Source organism: Thermomonas alba, assembly GCF_022419205.1.
Lineage (GTDB): Bacteria > Pseudomonadota > Gammaproteobacteria > Xanthomonadales > Xanthomonadaceae > Thermomonas > Thermomonas alba.
Genome location: NZ_JAJOZU010000002.1, coordinates 404,053 through 427,613, shown reverse-complemented (window position 1 = coordinate 427,613; position 23,561 = coordinate 404,053). Strand labels below are relative to the sequence as shown.

Annotated in this window: 22 protein-coding genes and 1 tRNA gene; 15 read left to right on the top strand and 8 right to left on the bottom strand. The window is 70.5% G+C overall.

From position 1 onward, the window contains the following. The 6 genes from ML342_RS04440 to ML342_RS04415 form a co-directional block, all read right to left on the bottom strand. A complete protein-coding gene (locus ML342_RS04440) occupies positions 1 to 666 on the bottom strand; it encodes a DUF4124 domain-containing protein (protein ID WP_240125720.1) in 666 nt (221 codons plus the stop codon). Positions 667 to 735: 69 nt separating this feature from the next. Further along, positions 736 to 1,074: a YrdB family protein gene (locus ML342_RS04435; RefSeq protein ID WP_240125719.1), complete on the bottom strand. Its 339-nt coding sequence runs from the start codon at positions 1,072 to 1,074 to the stop codon at positions 736 to 738. Between the two features lie 32 nt (positions 1,075 to 1,106). After that, positions 1,107 to 3,605: a DNA topoisomerase I gene (locus tag ML342_RS04430; RefSeq protein WP_240125718.1), complete on the bottom strand. Its 2,499-nt coding sequence runs from the start codon at positions 3,603 to 3,605 to the stop codon at positions 1,107 to 1,109. Between the two features lie 144 nt (positions 3,606 to 3,749). Next, a complete protein-coding gene (locus tag ML342_RS04425; RefSeq protein ID WP_240125717.1) occupies positions 3,750 to 4,238 on the bottom strand; it encodes a DUF494 family protein in 489 nt (162 codons plus the stop codon). A gap of 63 nt (positions 4,239 to 4,301) precedes the next feature. Continuing rightward, on the bottom strand, positions 4,302 to 5,462 hold the full coding sequence (gene dprA, locus ML342_RS04420; RefSeq protein WP_240125716.1) for a DNA-processing protein DprA: 1,161 nt from the start codon (positions 5,460 to 5,462) through the stop codon (positions 4,302 to 4,304). 77 nt (positions 5,463 to 5,539) lie between these two features. After that, a complete protein-coding gene (locus ML342_RS04415; RefSeq protein WP_240125715.1) occupies positions 5,540 to 6,736 on the bottom strand; it encodes a LysM peptidoglycan-binding domain-containing protein in 1,197 nt (398 codons plus the stop codon). A gap of 158 nt (positions 6,737 to 6,894) precedes the next feature. Here ML342_RS04415 and def point away from each other — a divergent pair, with 158 nt between their 5' ends. From def to ML342_RS04375, 8 genes are read left to right on the top strand one after another with little or no spacing between them, the layout of a single operon-like run. After that, a complete protein-coding gene (gene def / locus ML342_RS04410; protein WP_240125714.1) occupies positions 6,895 to 7,410 on the top strand; it encodes a peptide deformylase in 516 nt (171 codons plus the stop codon). A 4-nt stretch (positions 7,411 to 7,414) separates the two neighbouring features. Next, a complete protein-coding gene (gene fmt / locus ML342_RS04405; RefSeq protein WP_240125713.1) occupies positions 7,415 to 8,332 on the top strand; it encodes a methionyl-tRNA formyltransferase in 918 nt (305 codons plus the stop codon). Next, positions 8,329 to 9,615 carry a 16S rRNA (cytosine(967)-C(5))-methyltransferase RsmB gene (rsmB, locus tag ML342_RS04400; protein WP_240125712.1) on the top strand — a complete coding sequence of 429 codons (1,287 nt, stop codon included), beginning with the start codon at positions 8,329 to 8,331 and terminating at the stop codon, positions 9,613 to 9,615. The genes fmt and rsmB overlap by 4 nt, the downstream gene beginning before the upstream one ends. Positions 9,616 to 9,654: 39 nt before the next feature. Beyond that, positions 9,655 to 11,361 carry a glycosyltransferase family 39 protein gene (locus tag ML342_RS04395; RefSeq protein ID WP_439655144.1) on the top strand — a complete coding sequence of 569 codons (1,707 nt, stop codon included), beginning with the start codon at positions 9,655 to 9,657 and terminating at the stop codon, positions 11,359 to 11,361. Beyond that, positions 11,358 to 12,497: a UDP-galactopyranose mutase gene (glf, locus tag ML342_RS04390; RefSeq protein ID WP_240125711.1), complete on the top strand. Its 1,140-nt coding sequence runs from the start codon at positions 11,358 to 11,360 to the stop codon at positions 12,495 to 12,497. The genes ML342_RS04395 and glf overlap by 4 nt, the downstream gene beginning before the upstream one ends. Then, positions 12,494 to 13,327, top strand: coding sequence for a DUF707 domain-containing protein (locus ML342_RS04385; protein WP_240125710.1), 834 nt, complete (start codon positions 12,494 to 12,496; stop codon positions 13,325 to 13,327). Before glf ends, ML342_RS04385 begins: the two co-directional genes overlap by 4 nt. Next, the gene (locus ML342_RS04380) at positions 13,324 to 14,127 is read left to right on the top strand and encodes a glycosyltransferase family 25 protein (RefSeq protein ID WP_240125709.1); all 804 of its coding nucleotides are present in this window, start codon (positions 13,324 to 13,326) and stop codon (positions 14,125 to 14,127) included. Before ML342_RS04385 ends, ML342_RS04380 begins: the two co-directional genes overlap by 4 nt. After that, the gene (locus ML342_RS04375; protein WP_240125708.1) at positions 14,124 to 15,269 is read left to right on the top strand and encodes a glycosyltransferase; all 1,146 of its coding nucleotides are present in this window, start codon (positions 14,124 to 14,126) and stop codon (positions 15,267 to 15,269) included. The genes ML342_RS04380 and ML342_RS04375 overlap by 4 nt, the downstream gene beginning before the upstream one ends. A 21-nt stretch (positions 15,270 to 15,290) precedes the next feature. Here ML342_RS04375 and galE read toward each other — a convergent pair whose 3' ends face one another. Further along, complete coding sequence (gene galE, locus ML342_RS04370) at positions 15,291 to 16,280, bottom strand: UDP-glucose 4-epimerase GalE (RefSeq protein WP_240125707.1); 990 nt, start codon at positions 16,278 to 16,280, stop codon at positions 15,291 to 15,293. Between the two features lie 74 nt (positions 16,281 to 16,354). Here galE and ML342_RS04365 point away from each other — a divergent pair, with 74 nt between their 5' ends. After that, positions 16,355 to 17,962 carry an ArnT family glycosyltransferase gene (locus ML342_RS04365; RefSeq protein ID WP_240125706.1) on the top strand — a complete coding sequence of 536 codons (1,608 nt, stop codon included), beginning with the start codon at positions 16,355 to 16,357 and terminating at the stop codon, positions 17,960 to 17,962. 12 nt (positions 17,963 to 17,974) lie between these two features. Here ML342_RS04365 and ML342_RS04360 read toward each other — a convergent pair whose 3' ends face one another. Next, a complete protein-coding gene (locus ML342_RS04360) occupies positions 17,975 to 18,901 on the bottom strand; it encodes a lauroyl acyltransferase (protein WP_240125705.1) in 927 nt (308 codons plus the stop codon). Positions 18,902 to 18,929: 28 nt separating this feature from the next. Between ML342_RS04360 and dtd the strand changes: the two genes are divergently transcribed. The 6 genes from dtd to ML342_RS04330 all read left to right on the top strand — a co-directional run bounded on the left by dtd (position 18,930) and on the right by ML342_RS04330 (position 23,554). After that, positions 18,930 to 19,370: a D-aminoacyl-tRNA deacylase gene (dtd, locus tag ML342_RS04355; protein WP_240125704.1), complete on the top strand. Its 441-nt coding sequence runs from the start codon at positions 18,930 to 18,932 to the stop codon at positions 19,368 to 19,370. Between the two features lie 93 nt (positions 19,371 to 19,463). Continuing rightward, the gene (gene rpoD, locus ML342_RS04350; protein WP_240125703.1) at positions 19,464 to 21,323 is read left to right on the top strand and encodes an RNA polymerase sigma factor RpoD; all 1,860 of its coding nucleotides are present in this window, start codon (positions 19,464 to 19,466) and stop codon (positions 21,321 to 21,323) included. A gap of 75 nt (positions 21,324 to 21,398) precedes the next feature. Beyond that, positions 21,399 to 21,474: transfer RNA gene (locus ML342_RS04345), tRNA-Ile, on the top strand. Between the two features lie 27 nt (positions 21,475 to 21,501). After that, positions 21,502 to 21,987, top strand: coding sequence for a cupin domain-containing protein (locus ML342_RS04340; RefSeq protein ID WP_240125702.1), 486 nt, complete (start codon positions 21,502 to 21,504; stop codon positions 21,985 to 21,987). A 96-nt stretch (positions 21,988 to 22,083) separates the two neighbouring features. After that, positions 22,084 to 22,755, top strand: a complete 672-nt coding sequence (locus tag ML342_RS04335; protein ID WP_240125701.1) for an alpha/beta hydrolase — start codon at positions 22,084 to 22,086, stop codon at positions 22,753 to 22,755. 64 nt (positions 22,756 to 22,819) lie between these two features. Further along, positions 22,820 to 23,554 (top strand): LytR/AlgR family response regulator transcription factor, encoded by a 735-nt coding sequence (locus ML342_RS04330; RefSeq protein ID WP_240125700.1) that lies wholly within the window; start codon positions 22,820 to 22,822, stop codon positions 23,552 to 23,554. The last annotated feature ends 7 nt before the right edge of the window (positions 23,555 to 23,561 follow it).

Genomic DNA, 23,561 nt, shown 5'->3' with positions numbered 1-23,561 from the left:
TCAGTGCCCGCCGCAATCGTTGTCGAGGCGCGCGTTGAGCGCGCGCTCTTCGCGACGCAGGACATCGCGCTCCTTTTCCTGCGCGTTGAAGAAGCGGGTGCGCAGCTCGGCGCGACGATCGCGCAGACGCGCGCAGGCCTCCTGCGGCGGCAGCATGACGCAGTCATCGCGCACCCAAGTGCCGCCGCCACCGACCAAAAATGGCCAGTGATGGTGACCGCCGACCGGGTCGGAAGGAGCCGGCGCGGCGGGATCGGACCCGCCCGCGGCGGCGGGCCGCGGCAGGCGGTAGCCCAGCGTCCACAGCGGCACCCAGCGCGGATTGCCGCGGCCATCGTCGCTGGTATAGCGGGTACCGTCGGGCGTGACGCATTCGTACAGCGGCTGCGGCGGCGCCAGGTAGACCGTGCGCGGCGGAGGCGGCGGCGCAGGATCAGAACGGCGCGGCGGCGACACGAGCGTGCGCGACGCATCCTGCGGGCGCTGCATCAGGCGCTCCTGCTGGCGCTGCCCGCGCGGGCAGGGCGCGTCTTGCAGGCTGACCTTACCGGCAGCATCGGTACATCGGTACACGGTGACCGGCGGCGATGCGGTCGCGGGGGGCGCCTGTGTCGCACCGGCGACGGCGGGCAGCAGGCAGAAGAGCAGGGCGGCGGCAACGCGCATGCCGCTATCTTGGCGCGCCGCAACGGGGGACGAAACCCCCGCGCTCAGGCGCTTCAGGCGCGCCTCATCTCATCCCCGCCATGGCCGTTCCAGCGCGCGCCAGCCCTGGTGCAGCGCGACCGCTGCGGCCAGCGTCCACGCCCAGCCGTAGGCGCCGGCTTGAAGCAGCGCCAGCACGGCCAGCGCGAACAGCCCCAGTTCGACCCCCAAGCGCGCCGGCATCGGCAAGGACAACCGCGCTCTGGGCGAGACGCATAGACCCCACAGCGCGCCGGCAGCCAGCGGCGCGAACACGGCCAGCGCAAACGAGGCGCCCATCGTGGTGCCCACGCGCAGGCCCCACACCGAAAACGCGGCCAGCGCCGCAAGTTCCAGCAGGAAGCGCAGGGCGAGGTTGCCCGGGCTCATGCAAGGCGCCTTTGCTGCTCAAGTGATGGCCATCAGAATGGCGCCTGGGATGGCGCCCTCTTCACGCCGGCGCTTTTCTTCGCTGCTTTTTTCGCCGCCGCGCTCTTGGCCTTGGTCGTTTTCGTCGCGGCTTTCTTGACCGCCGGCGCGTCACTCGCCGCCTTCTTGGCGGCCGCCTTCTTCGCAGTGGTTTTCTTCGCGGCCGTTTTCTTCGCTGGCGTCTTTTGCGCCGAAAGCGCCTTGCGCACCGGCTTGCCGGTTTCCTCCAGCAGCTGCAGGGCCTCGGCGAGGGTGAGCGAGGCCGGATCGCGGTCTTTGGGGATCTTGCCGTTGCGCTTGCCGTCGCTGAGGTAGGGGCCGAAGCGGCCGTTGAGCACCTGCACCCCGTGATCCGGCCATTCCTTGATGACACGGTTGCGCGCGATCGCTTCCTTCTCTTCGATCAGGAACAGCGCGCGCGCCAGATCGATGGTGTAGGGGTCGTCCTCCTTCTTCAGCGACGCATAGGTGCTGCCGCGCTTGACGAACGGACCAAAGCGGCCGATGCCCACGCTCACCTCCGCGCCATTGGCGTCCACGCCCAGCCGGCGCGGCATCTCGAACAGCTTCAGCGCCTCCTCCAGACTGATGCTGTAGATGCTTTGGCCCGGCCGCAGCGATGCGAAGCGCGGCTTCTCCGCATCCTCGACGGTGCCGATCTGCACCAGCGGGCCGAACTTACCGATCCGCGCGCTGACCGGGCGGCCGCTGGCGGGATCAATGCCGAGCACGCGCACGCTGCCGGCATCGGCCTTGTCGAGGCTGGCCTTCTTGTCGTCCACCAGCGCCTTGAACGGGCCCCAGAATTTCTCCATCAGCGGGATCCAGTCCTCCTCGCCGCGGCTGACGGCGTCCAGCTCGTCCTCGAGGTTGGCGGTGAAGTCGTAATCGACGTACTTGCCAAAATGGCTGGACAGGAACTTGCTGACCGCGCGGCCGATGTCGGTCGGCTTGAAGGCGCGGCCTTCGAGCACGGCGTACTGCTTGCCCAGCAGGGTCTGGATGATGGCGGCGTAGGTGGACGGGCGGCCGATGCCATATTCCTCCAACGCCTTCACCAGCGAGGCCTCGGTGTAGCGCGGCGGCGGCTGGGTGAAATGCTGGTCGGCATGCAGGCGCTCCAGCGGCACGTCCTCGCCGGGCTTCATCAGCGGCAGCTTGCGGGCTTCGTCCTCGTCGTCCTTGTTGTCCTTGCCCTCCTCATACACGGCAAGAAAGCCAGGCACGACCACGGTGGTGCCGCTGGCGCGAAAAGCGTGCTGCGTGCCGGCCGCCAGCTCCACCGTCACCGTATTGAGCGTGGCCGGAATCATCTGGCTGGCGATCGTGCGCTTCCAGATCAGCTCGTACAGCCTGCGCTCGTCTTCGCTCAGAAAGCGCGCCACCTGCGCCGGCGTGCGCAGGGCGGAGGTCGGGCGAATCGCTTCGTGCGCCTCCTGCGCGTTCTTCGACTTGGTCTGGTACAGGTTGGGCCTGTCCGGCAGCGCATCGGTGCCGAAATCGCGTGCGATCACGTCGCGGATCTCGGCCAGCGCGTCCTGCGACAGATTGACCGAATCCGTTCGCATGTACGAAATCAAACCGACCGTGCCCTCCTCACCCAGGGCGACGCCCTCGTACAGCTTCTGCGCCACCTGCATGGTCTTGCGGGTGGTGAAGCCGAGCTTGCGCGCCGCCTCCTGCTGCAGGGTGGAGGTGGTGAACGGCGGCGCCGGCCGACGCTTGCGCTCCTTGCTGGCCACGTCGGTGACGTGCAGGCGCCCGCCGGCGGCCTGCTGGATGCGCTGCCGCGCAGCCTCCGCGCTGGCGCCATCGGTGAGGGTGAACTGTTCGAACTTGCGTCCGTCCAGCCTGACCAGCTTGGCGGTGAACGGCTGCGCCGGATGCGCGCACTCGGCCTCGACCGTCCAGTATTCGCGCGGGACGAATGCCTCGATCTCCTCTTCGCGCTCGACGATCATGCGCAGCGCCGGCGACTGCACGCGTCCGGCGGAGAGGCCCGCCTTGATCTTGCGCCACAGCACCGGCGACAGGTTGAAGCCGACCAGGTAATCGAGCGCGCGCCGCGCCTGCTGCGCATCCACCAGACTGGAAGCGATCGTGCGCGGATGCTGCAGCGCCTCCTTGATCGCGCGCGGTGTGATCTCGGTGAACACCACCCGCTGCAGCGTCTTGCCTTCGAGCAGGTTGCGCTCCTTCAGGATTTCGGCGATGTGCCAGCTGATCGCCTCGCCCTCGCGGTCCGGGTCGGTGGCCAGATACAGATGTTCGGCCGTCTTGGCGGCCCTGGCGATCGCATCGATGTGCTTTTCATTCTTCTCGATCGTCTCGTAGCGCATCGCAAAACCGCGCTCGGGATCGACCGCGCCTTCCTTCGGCACCAGATCGCGCACATGGCCGTAGCTGGCCAGGACGGTGAAATCCTTGCCCAGATATTTGTTGATCGTCTTGGCCTTGGCCGGCGATTCGACGATGAGCAGGTTCTTGGCCATGAATGAAGCGTTCCGGTGCGCAGGGACCACGCGGAGCAAGGGCGTCCGCAGAAACCGACGCCCGGAGCGGATGCCCCGGGCGCTTTTTATAGTGGAATCACGCCGGCAGGGGCGCTGTCAAGCGCGCCAGGCGCAGCGGGCCGCTCAATGCAGCGGCTCAGGATCGTCGGCCAGGATCTGGGTTTCCATCCAGGCATAGGCGGCCTCACTGCCGGGCTGGTCGAACAGCACCATCAGCACCACCCATTTGAGGTCGTCCCGCGTCACTTCGTCCTGATCCAGCGCCAGCGCACGGTCCAGCACCAGCTCGCGCTGGTCGGCGTTCAGCACGCCATGCTGCTCCAGGGTGAGCAGGAAGCCACGCGCCTGCACGTCCAGCCGCGCCAGCTCCTCGGGATGGAAGATCCGCACCGGGCCATCGCCTCGCGGCTGGCGCGCGAGCGGGCGCTGCCGGGTCAGGGCATCCAGCCAGTCGAATGCCTTGCCGATCTCCGCCGGCGAAAAACCGGCCTTCGCCAGCTCGCCCATCAACGGGGTGTCGGCCGCCGCCAGCACGTCCGAAACCGCCAGGTCTTCCCCGGCCAGGTAGTGCTCGAACAGATACAGCAGGACATCGAGGATGGTCTCTTTCATTAGGCTCCGCCCCGCCGCGCGGGGATGCTGGATCACCCGCCTCGCCTGGTCATGGCCATGCCGTCAGCGTGCGATCCGGGTATAGCGCCCGTATTCTGCCGCGACGCGGCCCTCCAGCTCCATCGCCAGCAGCATGGGCGACAGCTCGGCCACCGTCAATCCGGTGCGCTCGGCCAGGGTGTCCAGGTCAACCGGATCGTGGCCCAACGCCCGCCACAGGCGCACCTGCGCGGCATCGGCCGCGGGAGCCTCGGTATCCACCCCCGGCGCGCGCGTCAGCGCGCCTTCGATGCCGCTCTCGATGGCCAAGGTGCCACGCAGGGCGCACGCCAGGTCGCGCACCATCGGTGCCAGCGTCTCCAGCACGTCCTCCGGCGTCTCCACCAGCTGCGCGCCCTCGCGGATCAGGCGGTGGCAGCCGCGTGCCATCGGATTGTGAATGGAGCCGGGCAAGGCGAACACCTCACGCCCGGCCTCGCCGGCCAGCCGCGCGGTGATCAGCGCGCCGGAGCGCACCGCCGCCTCCACCACGACCACGCCGAGCGCCAGCCCGGCCAGGATCCGGTTGCGGCTGGGAAACTGCGCACGTCGCGGCGGCGTGCCGGGCGGATATTCGGAAATCACCGCGCCGGCCTTGCCGATGCGCGCGAGCAACCCGGCATTGCTGGGCGGATAGGCGAGGTCAGGCCCGGTGCCCAGCACGGCGACCGTCGCGCCGCCGGCCTCCAGGGTCGCCGCATGCGCCGCGGCATCGATACCCGTGGCCAGCCCGCTGCCGATGCACAGCCCGGCGCGTGCCAGCGCGGTGGCAAACAGCGCGGCATTGGCGTTGCCGCCCGCCGTCGCGGCACGACTGCCGACGATGGCGACCATGGGCTGCCACAGCAGGGCCGGGTCACCGGCCACGAACAGCATCGGCGGCGGGGTGGCGATCCGCCGCAGCAGCGGCGGGTAGTCCGGGTGGGCCCAGCTCAGCAGGCAATGGGCAGGGCTGGCGGAGAGCCAGGCGAGCGCCCGCCCGAACGCGTCTGGATCAGGATTGCGCAGGGCGCGACAGGCCGCCGCGTCCAGGCCGTGGCTGGCCCAGTCGCGCGTGCCGGCCGCCAGCGCGGCCACCCCGCTGCCGTGGCTGTCCAGCAGGCGACGCAGGCTGGCGGCGGGGGCGCCGCTCAGCAGCAGGCGCAGCAGGGCTTCGTGTTCGGCGGTCTCGACGCTCGGCGACATGCCGACAGCGTCGTCCAAATGTGACGACGGCGCCCTCGGGCGCCGTCGCATGGATGCCTCGGAAAACGCCGGAGCGCTCAGTAGGCCGCATCCGGATGCTTGAGCTCGTAGCCGATACGCGTCGGCTTGACGCTGCTCATGACGAGCGCGTAGCTGACGTTGTCGAAGGTGCGGAACACCATGGCGTGCCCGGCGAACTCGTCGGGCAGGCGCACCTTGGATTCGTGCAGGGTGAGCGACTCATCGCGATCCAGACCGTCGCGCACGCGGTCCACCACCGAATCGCCGCGGCGCCAGATCGAGAATACGGTGCCGTTGTCGATGCCCTGACGGCTGCCGCCGGAGATCGCGATCACGTCGCGGGTGCCGCCAAAGCGCGCCGCGTCGGCCACCGAAAGCACGGTCAGACGGCCGTACTCGGCCTGCTGCTTGGGCGGATGCGGGAAGAACTGCAGGTCATAGGGCTGCGCCTGGACCGGAATCAGGCGATCGCCCACCCGCACGTCGCGACCTTCGGCGTCGAGCAGCAGGGTCGTGGCCTGGATGCCGCCGACTTCGATGCGGGTCACCGTACCCACGGTCTGGGTCATCAGCTCGTAGCCGAGGAACTCGGTGTTCTTGCTCGGGAAGACTGCCGCGGTCCACGGCGAGTCCTGGCTCAGGCCCGGCTGGCCGCGGGCGTCCAGGTCCTGGGTCTGGAACAGGTCGCAGCACAGGCCGGCGCGCTCGAGCATGCGGTAGCGTTTCTCGGGGCGCACCACCAGATAGCGCTGGCCCGGCGCGGCGCCTTCCAGCCCGCGCACGTACGCTACCTGGCCACGGCTGGCGCGCAGGCGGTTGTCCTCCAGGCCGACCACGTAGGGCAACCCGTCGAGGCTGTCGACGATGCGCAGATCCTTCAGGAACGGCTCCACTTCGGCCAGCGGCACCGCGTCGATCGGGCGGGCAGTACGCTCCCCGGGCGTCACCTTGGCGGTGACGCGATCCAGATAGGCCAGGCTGATCACATCCCCGGGGTAGATCAGATGCGGGTTCTTGATCTGCGGATTGGCCTGCCAGATCTCCGGCCACAGCCACGGCTTCTTGAGGAAGCGGGCCGAAATGTCCCACAGCGTGTCGCCCCGCTTGACGACGTAGGTGTCGGGATGGTCGCCACGCAGCTCCAAGGCGGCGGCATAGCTGGCCACGGTCAGCAGCGCCGCCGCCAACACGACCCGCAAGCCGCGCGCACGCGGTGCGCTGGCACGCATCAGGTTGGAAACCCGTTCAAACATGTTCGCTATCTCCCCGCAGCGTATGGCGAAACCCCCTGAAAGCCCGCTCAATATAGCCCACAATCCGGCGCATCTGGCAAGCGGCGGTGCAGGCTGGGCGCGCTACAATCGGAAATGTGACGGCCCCGCGCGGCCGCCGAATCCCGGAACCCCCTGCCATGGCCCTGCTTCCGATCCTCGAGTTTCCCGACCCGCGCCTGCGCACCAAGGCGGTGGAAGTCGATCCGGCCGATCTGGCCACGCCTGCGTTCCAGACCCTGATCGACGACATGTTCGAAACCATGTACGCCGCGCCCGGGATCGGTCTGGCGGCCAGCCAGGTGGACGTGCACAAGCGCTTCATGGTGATCGACGTGACCGACGACCGCAGCCGGCCGCTGGTGTTCGTCAACCCGCGCATCACCGCGCGCGAGGGCGAACAGGTGTACAAGGAGGGCTGCCTGTCGGTGCCGGGCATCTATGCCGACGTCACCCGCAGCAATACCATCACGGTGGACGCGCTGGACCGCCGCGGCCAGCCGTTCACGCTGGAGGCCGACGGCGTGCTGGCGGTGTGCATCCAGCACGAGATGGACCACCTGGACGGCAAGCTGTTCGTGGACTACCTGAGCCCGCTCAAGCGCGAGATGGTGCGCAAGAAGCTGCTCAAGGCCAAGCGCGCCAACGTCGCCTGATCCGATGCGCATCGTCTTCGCCGGCACGCCGGAGTTCGCCGTGCCCTGTCTGCGCGCGGCCGCCGCCCGCGGCGAAGTGGTCGCCGTCTATACCCAGCCCGACCGCCCGGCCGGACGCGGGCGCGGGCTCACGCCCTCGCCAGTGAAGCTGGAAGCCGTGCAGCGCGGCATCCCGGTATACCAGCCGGAGAGTCTGCGTACGGCCGCCGCAAAGGCGGCGCTGCGCGCGCTGCAGCCGGACCTGATGGTGGTGGTCGCCTACGGGCTGATCCTGCCGCCATCGGTGCTGAGCATCCCCGTGCACGGCTGCTGGAACGTGCATGCCTCGCTGCTGCCACGCTGGCGCGGCGCGGCGCCGATCCAGCGCGCGATCGAAGCCGGCGACACCCGCACCGGGGTGTGCCTGATGCAGATGGATGAGGGGCTGGACACCGGCCCGGTGCTGCTGACGCAGGCCACCGAGATCGGCCCGCAGGAAACCGCCGGCCAACTGCACGACCGCCTGGCCGAGCTCGGCGCGCGGGTACTGGGCGACGGCCTGGGCCTGCTGCGCGCCGGCCTGCTGCCGGTACCGCAGCCGCAGCCGGAGGCGGGGGTCACCTACGCGCACAAGCTGGACAAGGCCGAGGCCCGGCTGGACTGGTCGCAGCCGGCCACGCAGCTAGCCAACAAGGTGCGCGCGTTCCACCCGTGGCCGGTGGCGGAAGCGCAGCTGGCCGGCGAGCGCGTGCGCCTGCACGCCGCGATCGCCGTGGATGCGGCGCATGCCGCCGCGCCGGGCACACTGCTGCGCGCCGGTCGCGACGGCATCGACATCGCTTGCGGACAGGGCGCACTGCGCATCCTCACCCTACAGCGCGAGGGCGGCAGGCCGGTGTCCGCGCAGGACTACCTCAACGCCCGCCGCGATCTCGGCGCATGAGCGCCGGGGTGGCTGCCCGCCTCGTCGCGGCATGCACGCTCGACGCGGTGCTGCACCGCGGGCGCTCGCTGAAAGCCGCCCTCGGCGCCAGCCTGCCGGAACTCGCCGACATGCGCGACCGCGCGCTGGTGGAAGCGATGGTGCTGGCCGCGCTGCGCCAGCGCGTGCGCTACAACGCGGCGCTGGATGCGTGGATGGCGCGTCCGCTGGGCCCGCGCGACGGCCTGCTGCGCGCGCTGCTGCTGGTCGGCTTCGCGCAACTCGACCTCGGCCTGCCCGCGCACGCCGCGCTGGCGGCCACGGTGGACGCCGCGCGCGCGCTGGGCCGCGCGCACCAGGCCGGGATGGTCAACGCGCTGCTGCGCCGGGTCACCCGCGAGCCACTCCCGGCCGCCGCGCCCGAGGCCGCGTGGCCGGACTGGCTGGCGGCGCAGGTGCGCGCAGACTGGCCGATGCAGGCCGCGGCCATCTTCGCCGCGAGCCTGGAGCCGCCGCCGCTGTGGCTGCGGGTCAACCGGCGCTGGATCCACCGTGATGACTACCGTGCGCTGCTGCGCCAGGCCGGACTGGACGCCGCGCCCGATCCCTCGCTCGCCGATGCGCTGCGACTGGATGCCGGGGTACCGGTACAGCAGCTGCCCGGGTTCGATGCTGGCCTCGTATCGGTGCAGGACGCCAGCGCCCAGGCCGTGGCCGACGTGCTGGCGCCCGCGCCCGGCGCGCGCGTGCTGGATGCCTGCGCCGCGCCCGGCGGCAAGGCCGCGCACCTGGCCGAGCGCGATCCATCGCTGCGTATCACCGCGCTGGACGTGGATGCGCGGCGCGTGCGCCGGATGCAGGACACTTTCGCGCGATTGCGGCTGGACGGCCTCGATGCGCGCGCCGCCGATGCCACCCGCCCGGACACCTGGTGGGACGGCACCCGTTTCGACGCCATCCTGATCGACGCCCCGTGCAGCGCCACCGGCATCGTGCGCCGCCAGCCCGACGTGCTGTTGCACCGGCGTAAGGCCGACATCGCGGCGCTCGTGCAGATGCAAGCAACGCTGCTCGATGCCCTGTGGCCGCTGCTGGCGCCCGGCGGCACGCTGGTGTATGCCACCTGCTCGATCCTGCACGCGGAGAATGCGGCGCAGATCGACCGCTTCCTGGCGCGCACGCCGGATGCGCAGCCGCAGGCATTGCCGGACGAGCTGGGCCACGTCGCCGGGCACGGCCGCCAGCAGTTGCCCGGCGAAAAAGGCCGCGACGGCTTTTTCTATGCCCGCTTACGCAAAGGGTGAACGCCCGTTGCACCACACTAGTTGCGCCACACTATCGGCATGCCCCGCGCCATGACCTCCACCCGCCGCGACCTCTGGCTGTTCTGGCTGCTGGCCCTGCTGATCCTGGCCAGCGGCCTCGGCCTGCGCGACCCGTGGCCGGCCGACGAACCGCGCTTCGCGCTCGCCGCGCGGCAGATGCTGGACAGCGGCCAGTGGCTGTTCCCGCACCGCGGCAGCGAGCTGTATTCGGACAAGCCGCCGCTGTTCATGTGGATCCAGGCCGCGCTGCTGTGGCTGACCGGCCAGCTGCGCATCGCCTTCCTGCTGCCCTCGCTGCTGGCCGCGCTGGGCACCCTGTGGTGCGTGCTCGACCTCGGCCGCCGGCTGTGGACGCCGCGGGTGGGCGTGTTGGCCGGCTATGCGACCCTGCTGGCCTTCCAGTTCACCTTCCAGGCCAAGCGCGCGCAGATCGACCCACTGGTGGTGTTCTGGATCACCCTGTCCTGCTACGGCCTGCTGCGCCACCTGCTGCGCGGGCCGGACTGGCGGATGTGGACGCTGGGCTGGGCCGCGGCCGGTCTTGGCACCATCACCAAGGGCGTGGGCGTGCTGGCGCTGCTGATGCTGCTGCCGGCTGCGCTCGCCGCGCTGCGCGGCTGGCCGGGAGTGCGCATGCACGCGCGCGATCGCCGCTTCTGGCTCGGGCCGCTGGCTTTCCTCGTCGCCTGCGGGGTGTGGCTGGTGCCGATGCTGGTGGCCGCGCTGGGCGATGGCAGCGCCGCCTACCGCGCCTACGTGGACGACATCCTGCTGCGCCAGACCGTCACCCGCTACGCCAATTCCTGGCACCACGGGCAGCCGTGGTGGTACTTCATCGAGGTGGCGCTGACCACCTGGCTGCCGACCGTGCTGGCGCTGCCGTGGGCGATCCCGGCGTGGCGGCGGCGGCTGCGCCGGCGCGATGCGCGCTATCTGCTGCCGCTGGCCTGGGTGCTGCTGGTGTTCGTGTTCTTCAGCATTCCGTCCGGCAAGCGCGACATGTACATCCTGCCGGCGCTGCCGATGCTGGCGCTGGCGCTGGCACCGCTGCTGCCCGGGCTGCTGCGCAGGCCGAACCCGCAGCGGCTGCTGCTGGCGTTCACCGCCCTGCTCTCGCTGGGCGCGCTGGGCGCCGGGCTGGCCATGCTGCTGGGGAATCCCGGCTTCGAACGGCAGTTCCTCGACGGCCGCGATCCGGGCATCGCGAGCGGCCTGGCCTGGATGTTCTGCGCGATCGGCGCCTTCGGTTTGGGCGCGCTGCTGTGGTTTGGGCGCCGCCGCGCGGCGCACGCGCTGCTGGCGACGCTGACCGCGCTGTGGGTGCTGTATTCGCTGGTCGGCACGGTGCTGCTCAACGACGGCAGCTCCTCGCGCGGGCTGATGCGCGACGTCGGCGCGGCGATCGGCGCGCGCGCGCAGCTCGGCCTGGTCGGCTGGCGCGAGCAGCAGCTGCTGATGGCCGACCGCCCGGCCGTCGACTTCGGCTTCAAGCGCCCGCCCGCGGCGCAGTTCACCGACGGCGTGCGCTGGCAGCAGGCCGCGCCCGCCGCACGCTGGCTGCTGGTCGAGCAGGGCGACGGCCTGCCTGCCTGCGTGGATCGCACGCGGGCGCGCGACATGGGCCTGGCCAATGGCCGCCGCTGGTGGCTGCTGGACGGCCAAGCCACGGCCGCCTGCGGCAGGCGGCCCGTTTCCTCTCCTCCGGCAAAGGACTCCGAACGATGACCGAAACTCCGCTCCTGGATGCGCGCGATTTCGATGCGCTGGTGGTGGGCGCCGGCTTTGCCGGCAGCGTGTGCGCGCGTCAGCTGGCGGACGCCGGCTGGCGGGTGCTGGTGGTGGACGCGCGCCCGCATATCGGCGGCAATGCCTTCGACACCCGCGATGCCGCCGGCCTGCTGATCCACCCCTACGGCCCGCACATCTTCCACACCAACGGCAAGCGCATCTTCGAATACCTTTCGCGCTTCACCCACTGGCGCTTCTACGAACACCGGGTGCTGGCCTGCGTGGACGGTGCGCTGTATCCGATCCCGATCAACCGCACCACCATCAACCGCCTGTATGGGCTGAACCTGGACGAGGCCGGGGTGGAAGCGTTCCTGGCCGCGCGCCGCACCGACCGCACGCCCGCCAGGACCAGCGAGGACGTGGTGCTCAACAGCGTGGGCGAGGACCTGTGCGAGAAGTTCTTCCGCGGCTATACCCGCAAGCAGTGGGGCCTGGATCTGTCCGAGCTCTCCGCTGGCGTGGCCGCGCGCATCCCCACCCGCACCAACGACGACGACCGCTACTTCACCGACAGCTTCCAGTTCATGCCGGCCGAGGGCTATACGCGGATGTTCGAGCGCATGCTGGGCCATCCCGGCATCGAGGTGCGCACCGGCGTCAGCTACGTGCGCGCGCGCACCCTGCCGCCGCGCAGGCAGACCATCTACACCGGCCCGATCGACGCCTTCTTCGACCACTGCTACGGCAAGCTGCCCTACCGCAGCCTGCGCTTCGAGCACGAGCACCTGCCGCAGGTGGAGCGGTTCCAGCCGACCGGCACCGTGAACTACCCCAACGACCACGCCTACACCCGCATCACCGAGTTCAAGCATCTGACCGGCGAGACCGCGCCCGGCACCTCGATCGTGCGCGAATATCCCAGCGCGGAAGGCGACCCGTTCTACCCGATCCCGCGCCCGGAGAACGAGGCGCTGTACCAGCGCTACAAGGCATTGGCCGAGCAGACGCCGGATGTGAGCTTCGTCGGGCGCCTGGCGCAGTATCGCTACTACAACATGGACCAGGTGGTCGGCGCCGCGCTGGCGCTGTGCAACCGCCTGCTGGGCAAGCCACAGGAGGAAACGGCATGAGCCACCGCCGCAATCTGGTGATCGTCCGCGCCGGCGACAACTCGGTGCACCCGGGCTGGCTGAGCGGCGCAGACCGCCACTTCGACCTCTACGTCAGCTACTTCGGCAACCAGCCGGGCCGCTACGCCGACCACGCCGAGTACCACGAAGACCGTAAAGGCATGAAGTGGCCGGTGCTGGGCGAGCTGCTGCAGGCGCATCCGGAGCTGATCGAACGCTACGAGTATTTCTGGCTGCCGGACGACGACCTGGTGACCGATGCCGCCACCATCAACCGCCTGTTCGACTTCGCCGCGGCCTACCGGCTGGCGCTGGCGCAGCCGGCGCTCACCCGCGACTCCTACTACACCTGGCCGCTGCTGCTGCAGGATGCGCGCTTCCACCTGCGCTACACCCGCTTCATCGAGGTGATGGCGCCGGTCTTCGACCGCGCGGCGCTGCGCACCTGCCTGCCCACGTTCACCGAGAGCACCAGCGGCTGGGGCCTGGACTCGGTCTGGCCGCGCCTGCTGGCCGCGCGCGGCGAGCAGGCGATCGCGATCATCGACGCCACCGCCGTGTACCACTCGCGTCCGGTCGGCGGCGGCGAGCTGTACAAGAAAACCGGCATGAAGGCGGCGCTGCAGGACGAAGAGGCGGTGATGGCCAAGTACGGGCTCGATCGCCGCGTGCTGGTGGAAGCGCGCTACTTCTCCAGCGGCGTGCGCCAGGTGCAGCTGCCGGCATGGCGGCGGCTGCGAGATCGCATTTCGCGCGCAACGCGTATCGCCAACTACCAGCGGCTGCAGCAGCGCGACCGCCGGCGCGCGCAGGACGCCGACTCGCCATGACGCTGCCACCCGACTGCCTCTGCCTGGTGCTGAACCTGGCGCGCGCGCCGCAGCGGCTGGCGGCGATGCAGACGCGGCTGTCCGCGCTGGGGATTGCGTTCACCCGCACCGAAGGCGTGGACGGAGCACGGCTGGCGCCGGAGCAGCTGGCGGCGCTGACCCGCCGCAATCGCTACTACAAGCCGCTGCGCGCGGGCGAGGTCGGCTGCTATCTCGGCCATGTGCAAGCGCTGCGCGCCTTCCTCGCCACGCCGGCGACGTTCCTGCTGCTGCTGGAAGACGACGCCTGCTTCGCGGACGGTTTCCTGCCGGCGCTGACCGCCGCGCTGGAGCGCCGGCGCCGGGAGACCAACCCCCTGCGTCGCTGGGACGTGCTCAAGCTATGCAATCCGCGCCGGCGCTGGATACCGCTGGCGCCACTGACCACCCGCCACTGCCTGGTCGAATACGGCCCCAGCGTGCCCAGCACCACCACCGCCGCGGTGTGGACGCGGGAAGGCGCACAGCGCTTCGTGGAGGCCTTTGCCGGAGCGGCGCGCCCGATCGACTGCGACCTGCAGCACCCGTGGGAGTTCGGGCTGCGCATCCTGTCGGTGCATCCGGCGCCGGTCAGCGCCGAGCCGGTGGCTTCCACCATCGGCGGCCACAAGCCGCGCAGTCGCAACCCCTGGCCCAAGCTGCGCTACGAGGCGCGCCGGCTGTGGCCGCGCTGGCGCCATTTCAGCCGCCTGTACGGGCCGCTGTTCTGGCGCCGCTGGCAGCGCGGCGACGCCTGCCCGCCGGGAGCGCCCGACGCATGACCGCCCCGCTGCGCGTGCTGCATTTCGTCACCGGCGGGTTCTCCGGCGGCGCGACCCAGGTGGCGATCCAGCTGGTCGAGGCGGCGCGCGCGGGCACGGCGATCGAGCCTCTGCTGGTGCTGCGGCGCAAGCGGCGCACGCCGTCGGCGCGGATCGCCCAGCTGCAGGCGCGCGGGGTGCCGCTGGCGCTGGTGCCGGGCTGGTCGCACCTGGCCACGGTCTTCGCGCTGGTCAAGCTGTGCCGCGCGTTCCGCCCCGACGTGCTGATCGCGCACGGCTATTCCGAACACCTGTGGGGCCGCTACGCCGGCCTGCTGGCGAAGGTGCCGCACCTGGTGCACGTCGAACACAACACGCGCGAGCGCTACACCCGCTGGCGACTGGCACAGACCCGCTGGCTGGCGCGCCGCAGCGACCGCATCGTCGGCTGTTCGGAGGGCGTGCGCCAGGCGCTGCTGGCGCTGGGCATGCCGGCGGAACGGACGCTGGCGATCCCCAACGGCATCGACCTCGGCCGCTTCGCCCAGGCCGAGGCGCATGCGTATGCCGCGCGCACGCCCGGCATCGTGATGGTGGCGCGCTTCTCCAAGCAGAAGGACCACGCCACCCTGCTGCGCGCGGTGGCGCAGCTGGCCGCGCGCGGGCTGCGCGTGCCGGTGCAGCTGGTCGGCGGCGGCAAGGCCCTGCACCGGCGACCGCTGGAACGGCTGGCGGCACAGCTGGGCATCGCCGGGCAGGTGCAGTTCACGGGCGTGGTGCAGGACGTGCCGCAGCGGCTCATGGCGCACCAGCTGTGCGTGCTCAGCACCCATTACGAGGGCATGCCGCTGGCGCTGCTGGAAGGCATGGCCGCCGGCTGCGCGGTGGTCGGCAGCGCGGTGCCGGGCGTGCGCGAGGTGATCCGCGACGGAGTGGACGGCCATCTGGTGCCGGAAGGCGATGCGCAGGCGCTGGCGGACGTGCTGGAGGCACTGCTGCGCGATCCGGCGCGCGCCGCGCAGCTGGCCGCACGGGCGCGGCAGACCGCGCTGCGCGAGTACGGGCGCGAACGCATGCATCGCCGCTACGAACGGCTGTGCCTGGCGCTGGCCGGGCGCCTGCCGGACGCGCAGGCTGGCGCTGCGGACGGCGCCAGCGCCTGAGCCGGCGCGCGAACCGCCGGCTCAGCGCCGCCATTCGGCGTGGCGGCGCTCCCAGGCCCAGGCGTGGGCGAGGATGGTGTCGAGATCGGCATACCGCGGCTGCCAGCCGAGCACGCGCCGCGCCGCGCTGGCGTCGGCCACCAGCACCGGCGGATCGCCGGCCCGGCGCGCGCCGATCTGCACCGGAATCGGGTGCCCGGTGACGCGCCGCGCCGCCGCGATGACCTCGCGCACCGAATAGCCATTGCCGTTGCCGAGGTTGTAGCGCGCGCTCTCGCCGCCCGCCAGCAGCTGCCGCAGCGCCAGCAGGTGCGCCTGGCACAGGTCCTCGACGTGGATGTAATCGCGGATGCAGGTGCCATCCGCGGTCGGGTAGTCCTCGCCGTACACCGTGATATGCGGGCGCCGGTTGGAGGCCACCTGCAGCACCAGCGGAATCAGGTGCGTCTCCGGCTCGTGGCACTCGCCCAGCGCGCCCTCGGGATCGGCGCCGGCGGCGTTGAAGTAGCGCAGGCAGACCGACTTCAGACCATAGGCGCGGTCGTAGTCTTCCAGCATCTGCTCGACGAACCACTTGCTGCGGCCGTAAGGATTGATCGGCGCCTTCGGATGCGCCTCGTCGATCGGCACGTACTGCGGGTCGCCGAAGATCGCGGCGGTGGAGGAGAAGATGAAGCGGTCGATGCCATGCGCGCGCATCCCGTCCAGCAGCACCTGGGTCGCGCCGACGTTGTTGCGGTAGTACTTGCCGGGATCGGCCACCGACTCGCCGACCTGGATGAAGCTGGCGAAGTGCATCACCGCCGCCGGGCGCAGCGCGCGCAGCACCTGCTCCACGAACGCGGCATCGCCGATGTCGCCGACGTGCAGCGCGGCGCCGCGCACCGCCTCGCGCCGGCCGGAGGAGAGATCGTCGGCCACCGCCACCGTGAAGCCCGCGCGCACGAGCTGCTGGACCATGTGCGAACCGATGTAGCCGGCGCCGCCGACGACGAGGATGGATTCGGGCATCGCGGAGTTCCTTGCGCGAATGGATCGGCGCGATTGTCGCCCAGGCCGCAGCCCGGGTGCAGTATCTTTGCCGCATGAGCTTCCTGCACGAACTGCGCGCGGCGCGCGCCCTACGGCTGCCGCTGCTGGCCTGGCTCGCGGTCGCGCTGCCTTCGGTCTTCCTGCACGGCCCGATCCCGCTGTATTCCACCCGCACCCTGGCGGTGGCCTGGGAAATGTGGTCGCGCGGCAGCTACCTGGTGCCGCTGTTCAACGGCGCGCCGTACTCGCACAAGACTCCGCTGCTGCCGTGGCTGATCCATGCCGGCTGGGCGGTGGGCGGGGTGAGCGACGTCTGGCCACGCCTGCTGATGGTGCTGCTGGCCGGGCTGGTGATCGTGCAGAGCGGGCTGCTGGCGCAGCGCTTGCTGCCGCAGCGTCCACGCATCGCGGCCTTCACTGCCTGGGGGATGACGGGGCTGTGGTACTTCGTGCTGTTCTCCTGGCAGGTGATGTACGAGCTGGCGCTGGCCGCGGCCGTGCTCGGCGGGCTGCTGGCGCTGTGCCGCCGGCAGGGCGATGGCTGGCGCCCGAACTGGAGCGGCCTGGCGCTAGCGGTGGGGCTCGGCCTGCTCGCCAAGGGACCGGTGGTGCTGCTGCATCTGGGCGTGCCGCTGCTCACCGCGCGCCTGTGGCATCCAGCGGCGCGCGCCGACGGCCGCCGCTTCGCACGCAACGCCGCGCTCGCGGTGCTCGGCGGCATCGGGCTGTTCATGTTGTGGCTGGTGCCGGCGCTGCTGCTGGGCGATCCCGAGTATCGGCACGCGCTGCTGGTGACCCAGACGGCCGGACGCATCCAGCACAGCTTCGATCACGCCGAGCCATGGTGGTGGTATCTCCCGGTGCTGGTGGTGCTGCTGGCGCCGTGGTGGTGGCAGGCCTGGTGGTGGCGGCAGGTGCCGGCCCTGTGGCGCGATCCGGCGCTGCGCCTGCCATGGGCCTGGCTGCTCGGCGTGCTGCTGCTGTTCAGCCTGATCAGCGGCAAGCAGGCCTATTACCTGCTGCCGGATTTCCCGGCCTTCGCGCTGCTGCTGGCGGCCGCCGCCGAGCGTCAGCCGCGCCTGGGCTGGATGCCGGGCCTGCTGCTGGTGACGCTGGGCGCGCTGTTGGTCGCGGCACCCTTCGGCTGGCCGCCGCTGCCGGCAGAGGTGCAGCGCAGCGCGCCGCTGGGCGGCATCGCGCTGCTGGCGCTCGGGCTGGGCCTGTGGCGCTGGCGCAGCCTGCCGGCGCACGCGGCCGGGCTGATGCTGGCGGTCGCGGTGATCCACGCGGCGGCGACGCCCCTGTTGCGCGCGCAGTATGACCTCGGCCCGACCGCGCGCGTGCTGGCCGACGCCGCCGCGCAGGGCCGCCCGCTGGGCTACGTGGGCGTCTATCAGCTGCAGTTCCATTTCGCTGGCCGCCTGCGAACGCCGGTCGCGGCGCTGGACGAGGCCGACGCCCGGCAGTGGGCGCGCCGGCATCCGCAGGGGCTGCTGGTGATCGAGGCCGATCGGCCCGCGCAGTCCCCCACGCCGCTGTTCCAGCAGCCGTGGCGGCTGCGCTGGGTGCAGGTGTGGCCGGCCGCGGTCTGGCTTCGCCTGCCGGCGCAGCAGCGCCCGCTTCCACCCGCGGCGCACCAGTTGCGCTATCAGCCGCGCTGACGGCGGTCGCCGTCAATATAGGTCGCGGTAGGGGTTGTCCTCACCGCTGCCGGGCGGACGCAGGGTGTAGCGCTTGTAGGTCCACTGGTACTGAGTGAAGTCCTGCCCGATCGCCGCCTCCAGCGCAGCGTTCAGCGCCGCCACCGCGCGCGCCGGATCCGCATCCGCCACCTCCGCCGGCGCCGGGACGATGTGCAGGGCGAACCGCGGCGCACCCTTGCCCGGCAAGCGCCGGCACCAGGCCAGCAGCACCTGCGCCCCGCTGCGGTGGGCCAGGCGCCCGAGCAGGGTCATGGTCAGCGCCGGCTTGCCGAAGAACGGCGCGAACTCGCCTTCCCCGGCCTTGGGCTGCTGGTCGGGCAGGATCCCGACCACGCCGCCCTTCTGCAAGCGCTTGAGCAGGGTACGCACGCCCGCCGCTTCGGCGCGGACCTGCTCCACCTGGCCGCCGGCGCGCGCGCGCACCCGGCGCAGGAAGGCTTCGCCCACGGCCGATTCCGGCGGGCGATACAGGATCGCCAGTGGGGTCTTGTGCGCCAGCCACTGGTTCAGCAGCTCCCAGTTGCCCAGGTGCGGGGCGGCCACGATCAGCCCGCGTCCGCTGCGCAGGGCGGCATCGAACAGCGCCTCGCCGTGGACTTCGACGATATCGGCCAGGTTGTGCGCGGGCGGGCGCGTCCACAGCCGCAGGGTTTCCAGCGCCTGACGGGTGGTGGTGCGCACGATCTCGCCCACCAGGCGCTCGCGCTCGGCAGGCGCCAGGGTCGGGCGGATGAGCTCCAGATTGCGCCGCGCCACCCGCGCCTCGCGGGCGTCCAGGCGCTGCCACAGCCAGGCCAGGGCGTCGGCCAGCGCGCGCAGCAGCGGCCACGGCAGGCGCGCCGCCAGCCAGGCGGAGGCATATAGCAGGGCTGCCAAATATTCCGTCATCGGCAGCATTGTAGGTGGGCGCGCCTACAATGCCGGCATGCTGGCCCTGATCCAACGCGTGACCGAAGCCCGGGTGACCGTCGATGACACGGTCGTGGGCGCGATCGGCCCCGGATTGCTGGCGCTGGTCGGGATCGAGCCCGGCGACGGCGAGCCGCAGGCGCGCCGGCTGGCGCAGCGGCTGCTGGGCTACCGCGTCTTCGAGGATGCGGATGGCCGGATGAACCGCTCGCTGGCCGATACCGGCGGCGGCTTGTTGCTGGTCAGCCAGTTCACCCTCGCCGCCGACACCCGCGGCGGCATGCGCCCCAGCTTCAGCAGTGCGGCGCCGCCGGAGCTGGCCCGCCGCGAGTTCGAACGCCTGGTGACGCTCTGCCGCGCCCTGCACCCGGCCAGGGTGGAAACCGGACGGTTCGGTGCCCATATGCAGGTGAGCCTGGTCAACGACGGCCCCGTCACGTTTCTGCTGCGGCCGTGATTTCAGGCCTGCGTCAGCGAAGTCGCCGACTGCGCAGTATAATACTAGGTTCTTTCCTGCGTCCCCGCAGACCGTCCACAGGGTATCGCTTCCATGGCCAACGACCGTCAGTCCGCCGCCCCTCAGTCCGACCTCAAGTCCCTGATCAGCAAGGGTCTGGAACAAGGCTACCTGACCTACACCGAGGTCAACGACCACCTGTCCGACGACATGGTGGATCCGGAACAGCTGGAAGACATCATCAGCATGATCAACGGCATGGGCATCGAAGTCCATGAAGTGGCGCCGGATGTCGAGACCCTGCTGCTGACCGGGCAACAGACCGGTGGCCGCGAAGTGGACGAAACCGCGGCCGAGGAGGCGGCAGCGGCGCTGTCCTCGCTGGATGCCGAAGGCGGCCGCACCACCGACCCGGTGCGCATGTACATGCGTGAGATGGGCACGGTGGACCTGCTCACCCGCGAGGGTGAAATCGCCATTGCCAAGCGCATCGAGGAAGGCCTGGCGCAGATGAACGCCGCCCTGGCCAGCTACCCGCCCTCGATCCGGCAGCTGCTGGAGGATTACGCGCTGCACAAGGCCGGCAAGAAGCGCCTGGTCGAGATCGTGGTCGGCTTCAATGACGAAGAGCCGGCGCCGGAGGAAGACCTCCCGATCGCCGAACTCGAAGCCAGCGACGACATCGAAGACGAGGACGAGGAGGAGGCGCCCAGCGAGGTCGAGGAGCCGGCGCCGACCGGTCCGGATCCGGCCGAAGTCGCCACCCGCATGGAAGCGCTCGCCGCCGCCTATGCGCGCTTCGAGAAAGCCTGGGCCAAGGGCGGCTCGACCGCCAAGGCGACCCTGAAAGCGCGCGAGGAGATGGCAGCCATCTTCGTCACCTTCAAGCTGCCGCTGCCGCTGACCGATGCGCTGGTCAAAAACCTGCGTGACTCCGTGAATGCGGTCAAGGAGCACGAGCGCCGCATCCTCGATCTGTGCACCAATGTCGCGAAAATGCCGCGCAAGGACTTCCTGAAGGCCTGGGAAGGCAATCAGGGCAACCTCGAATGGGTGGACGAGCTGCTCAAGCGCAAGCAGAAGTGGGGCAGCGCGCTGCGCGACGTGAAAGACCAGATCATCGCCGAGCAACAGGCCATGCTGGCGCTGGAAAAGACCACGCACGTCACCCTGGCCGAGCTCAAGGAGATCAACCGCGCGCTGACCATGGGTGAAACCAAGGCACGCAAGGCCAAGAAGGAGATGGTCGAGGCCAACCTGCGCCTGGTGATCTCGATCGCCAAGAAATACACCAATCGCGGCCTGCAGTTCCTCGACCTGATCCAGGAAGGCAACATCGGCCTGATGAAGGCGGTGGACAAGTTCGAACACCGCCGCGGGTTCAAGTTCTCGACCTACGCCACGTGGTGGATCCGCCAGGCCATCACCCGCTCGATCGCCGACCAGGCGCGCACCATCCGCATCCCGGTGCACATGATCGAGACCATCAACAAGCTCAACCGCATCTCGCGCCAGATGCTCCAGCAGTTCGGCCGTGAGCCGACGCCGGAAGAGCTGGCCAAAGAGATGGACATGCCCGAGGACAAGATCCGCAAGGTGCTCAAGATCGCCAAGGAGCCGATCTCGATGGAGACGCCGATCGGCGACGACGAGGATTCCCACCTCGGCGACTTCATCGAGGACACCAATGCGATGTCCCCGATGGAGGCCACCACCGACATCAATCTGGTCGAGACCGTGCGCAACGTGCTGGCCGGGCTGACCCCGCGCGAAGCCAAGGTGCTGCGCATGCGCTTTGGCATCGACATGAACACCGACCACACACTGGAAGAGGTCGGCAAGCAATTCGACGTCACCCGCGAACGCATCCGCCAGATCGAGGCCAAGGCCCTGCGCAAGCTGCGCCACCCGAGCCGATCGGAAATGCTGCGCAGCTTCCTCGACATCGACTGAAAGCGCGCCCAGACGCTCCCGCGAAACCCGCCCACTGGCGGGTTTCGCATTGGTGGCCCTTACAATCAGCGGCACGGGCCTATAGCTCAATGGTCAGAGCAGGGGACTCATAATCCCTTGGTTCCAGGTTCGAGTCCTGGTGGGCCCACCAACGTCGCCTCGCCGCCACGCCGCCACCATGTCCGATTCCGCCATCCCTCCGGCCGCCGCCATCCGCGCACTCGACGCCCCAAGCCGCAGCGTGCGCAGCGTGTACCCCGCTGCGTTCGCCAGCGGCTTCGAAGGCCGCGACAAGAAAATGCTCGGCGCGCTGTTCGGGCTCACCCATTTCGGCGTCAACCTGACCCGCCTGGCTCCCGGCGCCAAGTCCGCGCTGCGCCATGCGCATGCGCGCCAGGACGAGTTCATCTACGTGCTGGAAGGGCACCCGACCCTGTACACCAATGCCGGCGCGCAGCGGCTGGCGCCCGGCATGTGCGCCGGGTTCAAGGCCGGCAGCAACGATGCCCACCACCTGGTGAACGACTCCGACCAGGACGTGCTGTATCTGGAAATCGGCGACCGCACGCCCGGCGATGAAGTGCACTATCCGGACGATGATCTGCACGCCCGCGAGGTGGATGGCCACTGGGTGTTCACCCACAAGGACGGCACGCCGTATTGAGCCCGCCGCGCAGCGCCGCCAGCGCCATGGCTTCGCGGCCAACCGCGGGCCTGGCCGCGCCGACATGCTGAGATGCCGCAACCGCAGGAGCCACACATGCCGCTGGACACCGTCGAACTCGAAACCGCGCCCGATCCGCAGTGGAGCGTGCTGTGGCTGCACGGGCTGGGCGCCGACGGCCACGATTTCGCGCCGATCGTGCCGGAGCTGGTGCGCGCGACCTGGCCGCCGCTGCGCTTCGTGTTCCCGCACGCGCCGCTGCGCGCGGTGACGATCAACGGCGGCATGCGCATGCGCGCCTGGTACGACATCCGCGATCTCGACCTCGCCCAGCGCGCCGATCTCGACGGCGTGGCGGCCTCGATCGCGCAGGTGGAGGCGCTGATCGCGCGCGAGGCGGGGCGCGGGATCCCGCCGCAGCGCCTGCTGCTGGCCGGATTCTCGCAGGGTGGGGCGATCACCCTGGCGGCCGGGCTGGCGCGGCAGGCGCCGCTGGCGGGCTTGATCGCGCTGTCCACCTACCTGCCGCTGCCGGCGCCGATCGCGCGCGAACGCCTGCAGCCGCAGGCGACCACGCAGCCGGTGTTCATGGCGCATGGGAGGTTCGACCCGGTGGTGCCGCTGACGGCCGGGGAACAGGCCGCGCAGACGCTGCAGAGCTTCGGCTTCAGGGTCGACTTCCACCGCTACCCGATGCAGCACGCGGTGTGCGCGCAGGAGATCGCCGACCTCGGCGATTGGATGACGGCCCGCCTGCACGCCGGATGACGTCTCCGCCGCACTGCGGCTACCATCGCCGCGGGAGTGGCAATCGGCGTCGGAGGGAGGGCGGATGGCCACGCGACCGCTGAAGGTCTTGATCGTCGATGACGAGCCGCTGGCGCGCGCGCGGCTGCGCACGCTGCTGGACGCGCAGCCCGGGGTGCAGGTGGTCGGCGAGGCGGGCGATGGCATGGCCGCGCTGGAGGCGTGCCAGCGCCTGCATCCGGATCTGGTGCTGCTGGACATCGCGATGCCCGGCCTGGACGGTATCCAGACCGCGCACCGGCTGGCGGCGTGCTCCCCGGCGCCGGCGGTGGTGTTCTGCACCGCATTCGACGCGCACGCGCTGTCCGCGTTCGAAGCCCGGGCGCTGGATTATCTGGTCAAGCCGGTGCGCGCGGAGCGCCTGGCGCAGGCGCTGGACAAGGCGCGCACCTTCCTCGCCGGGCGGGCCGATACTGGCATCGCCGCGTCCCGCGATCATCTGTGCGCGCGCCTGCGCGGCAGCCTGCGGCGCATTCCGGTGGACGAAATCCACTATTTGCTGGCCGATGAAAAATACGTGGTCGTGCACCACGCGCGCGGCGAGGATCTGATCGAAGAGTCGCTGAAGGCGCTGGAAACCGAGTTCAAAGGCCGCTTCCTGCGCATCCACCGCAACTGCCTGGTGGCACGCGCGCAGCTGGTGGAGCTGCGGCGCACGCCCGATGGCCACGTGCAGGCGATCCTGCGCGACGTGGCGCAGCCGCTGGACGTCAGCCGCCGCTGCCTGGCGCAGCTACGCCAGCAGCTGCAGCCGTCGTGAGCCTGAA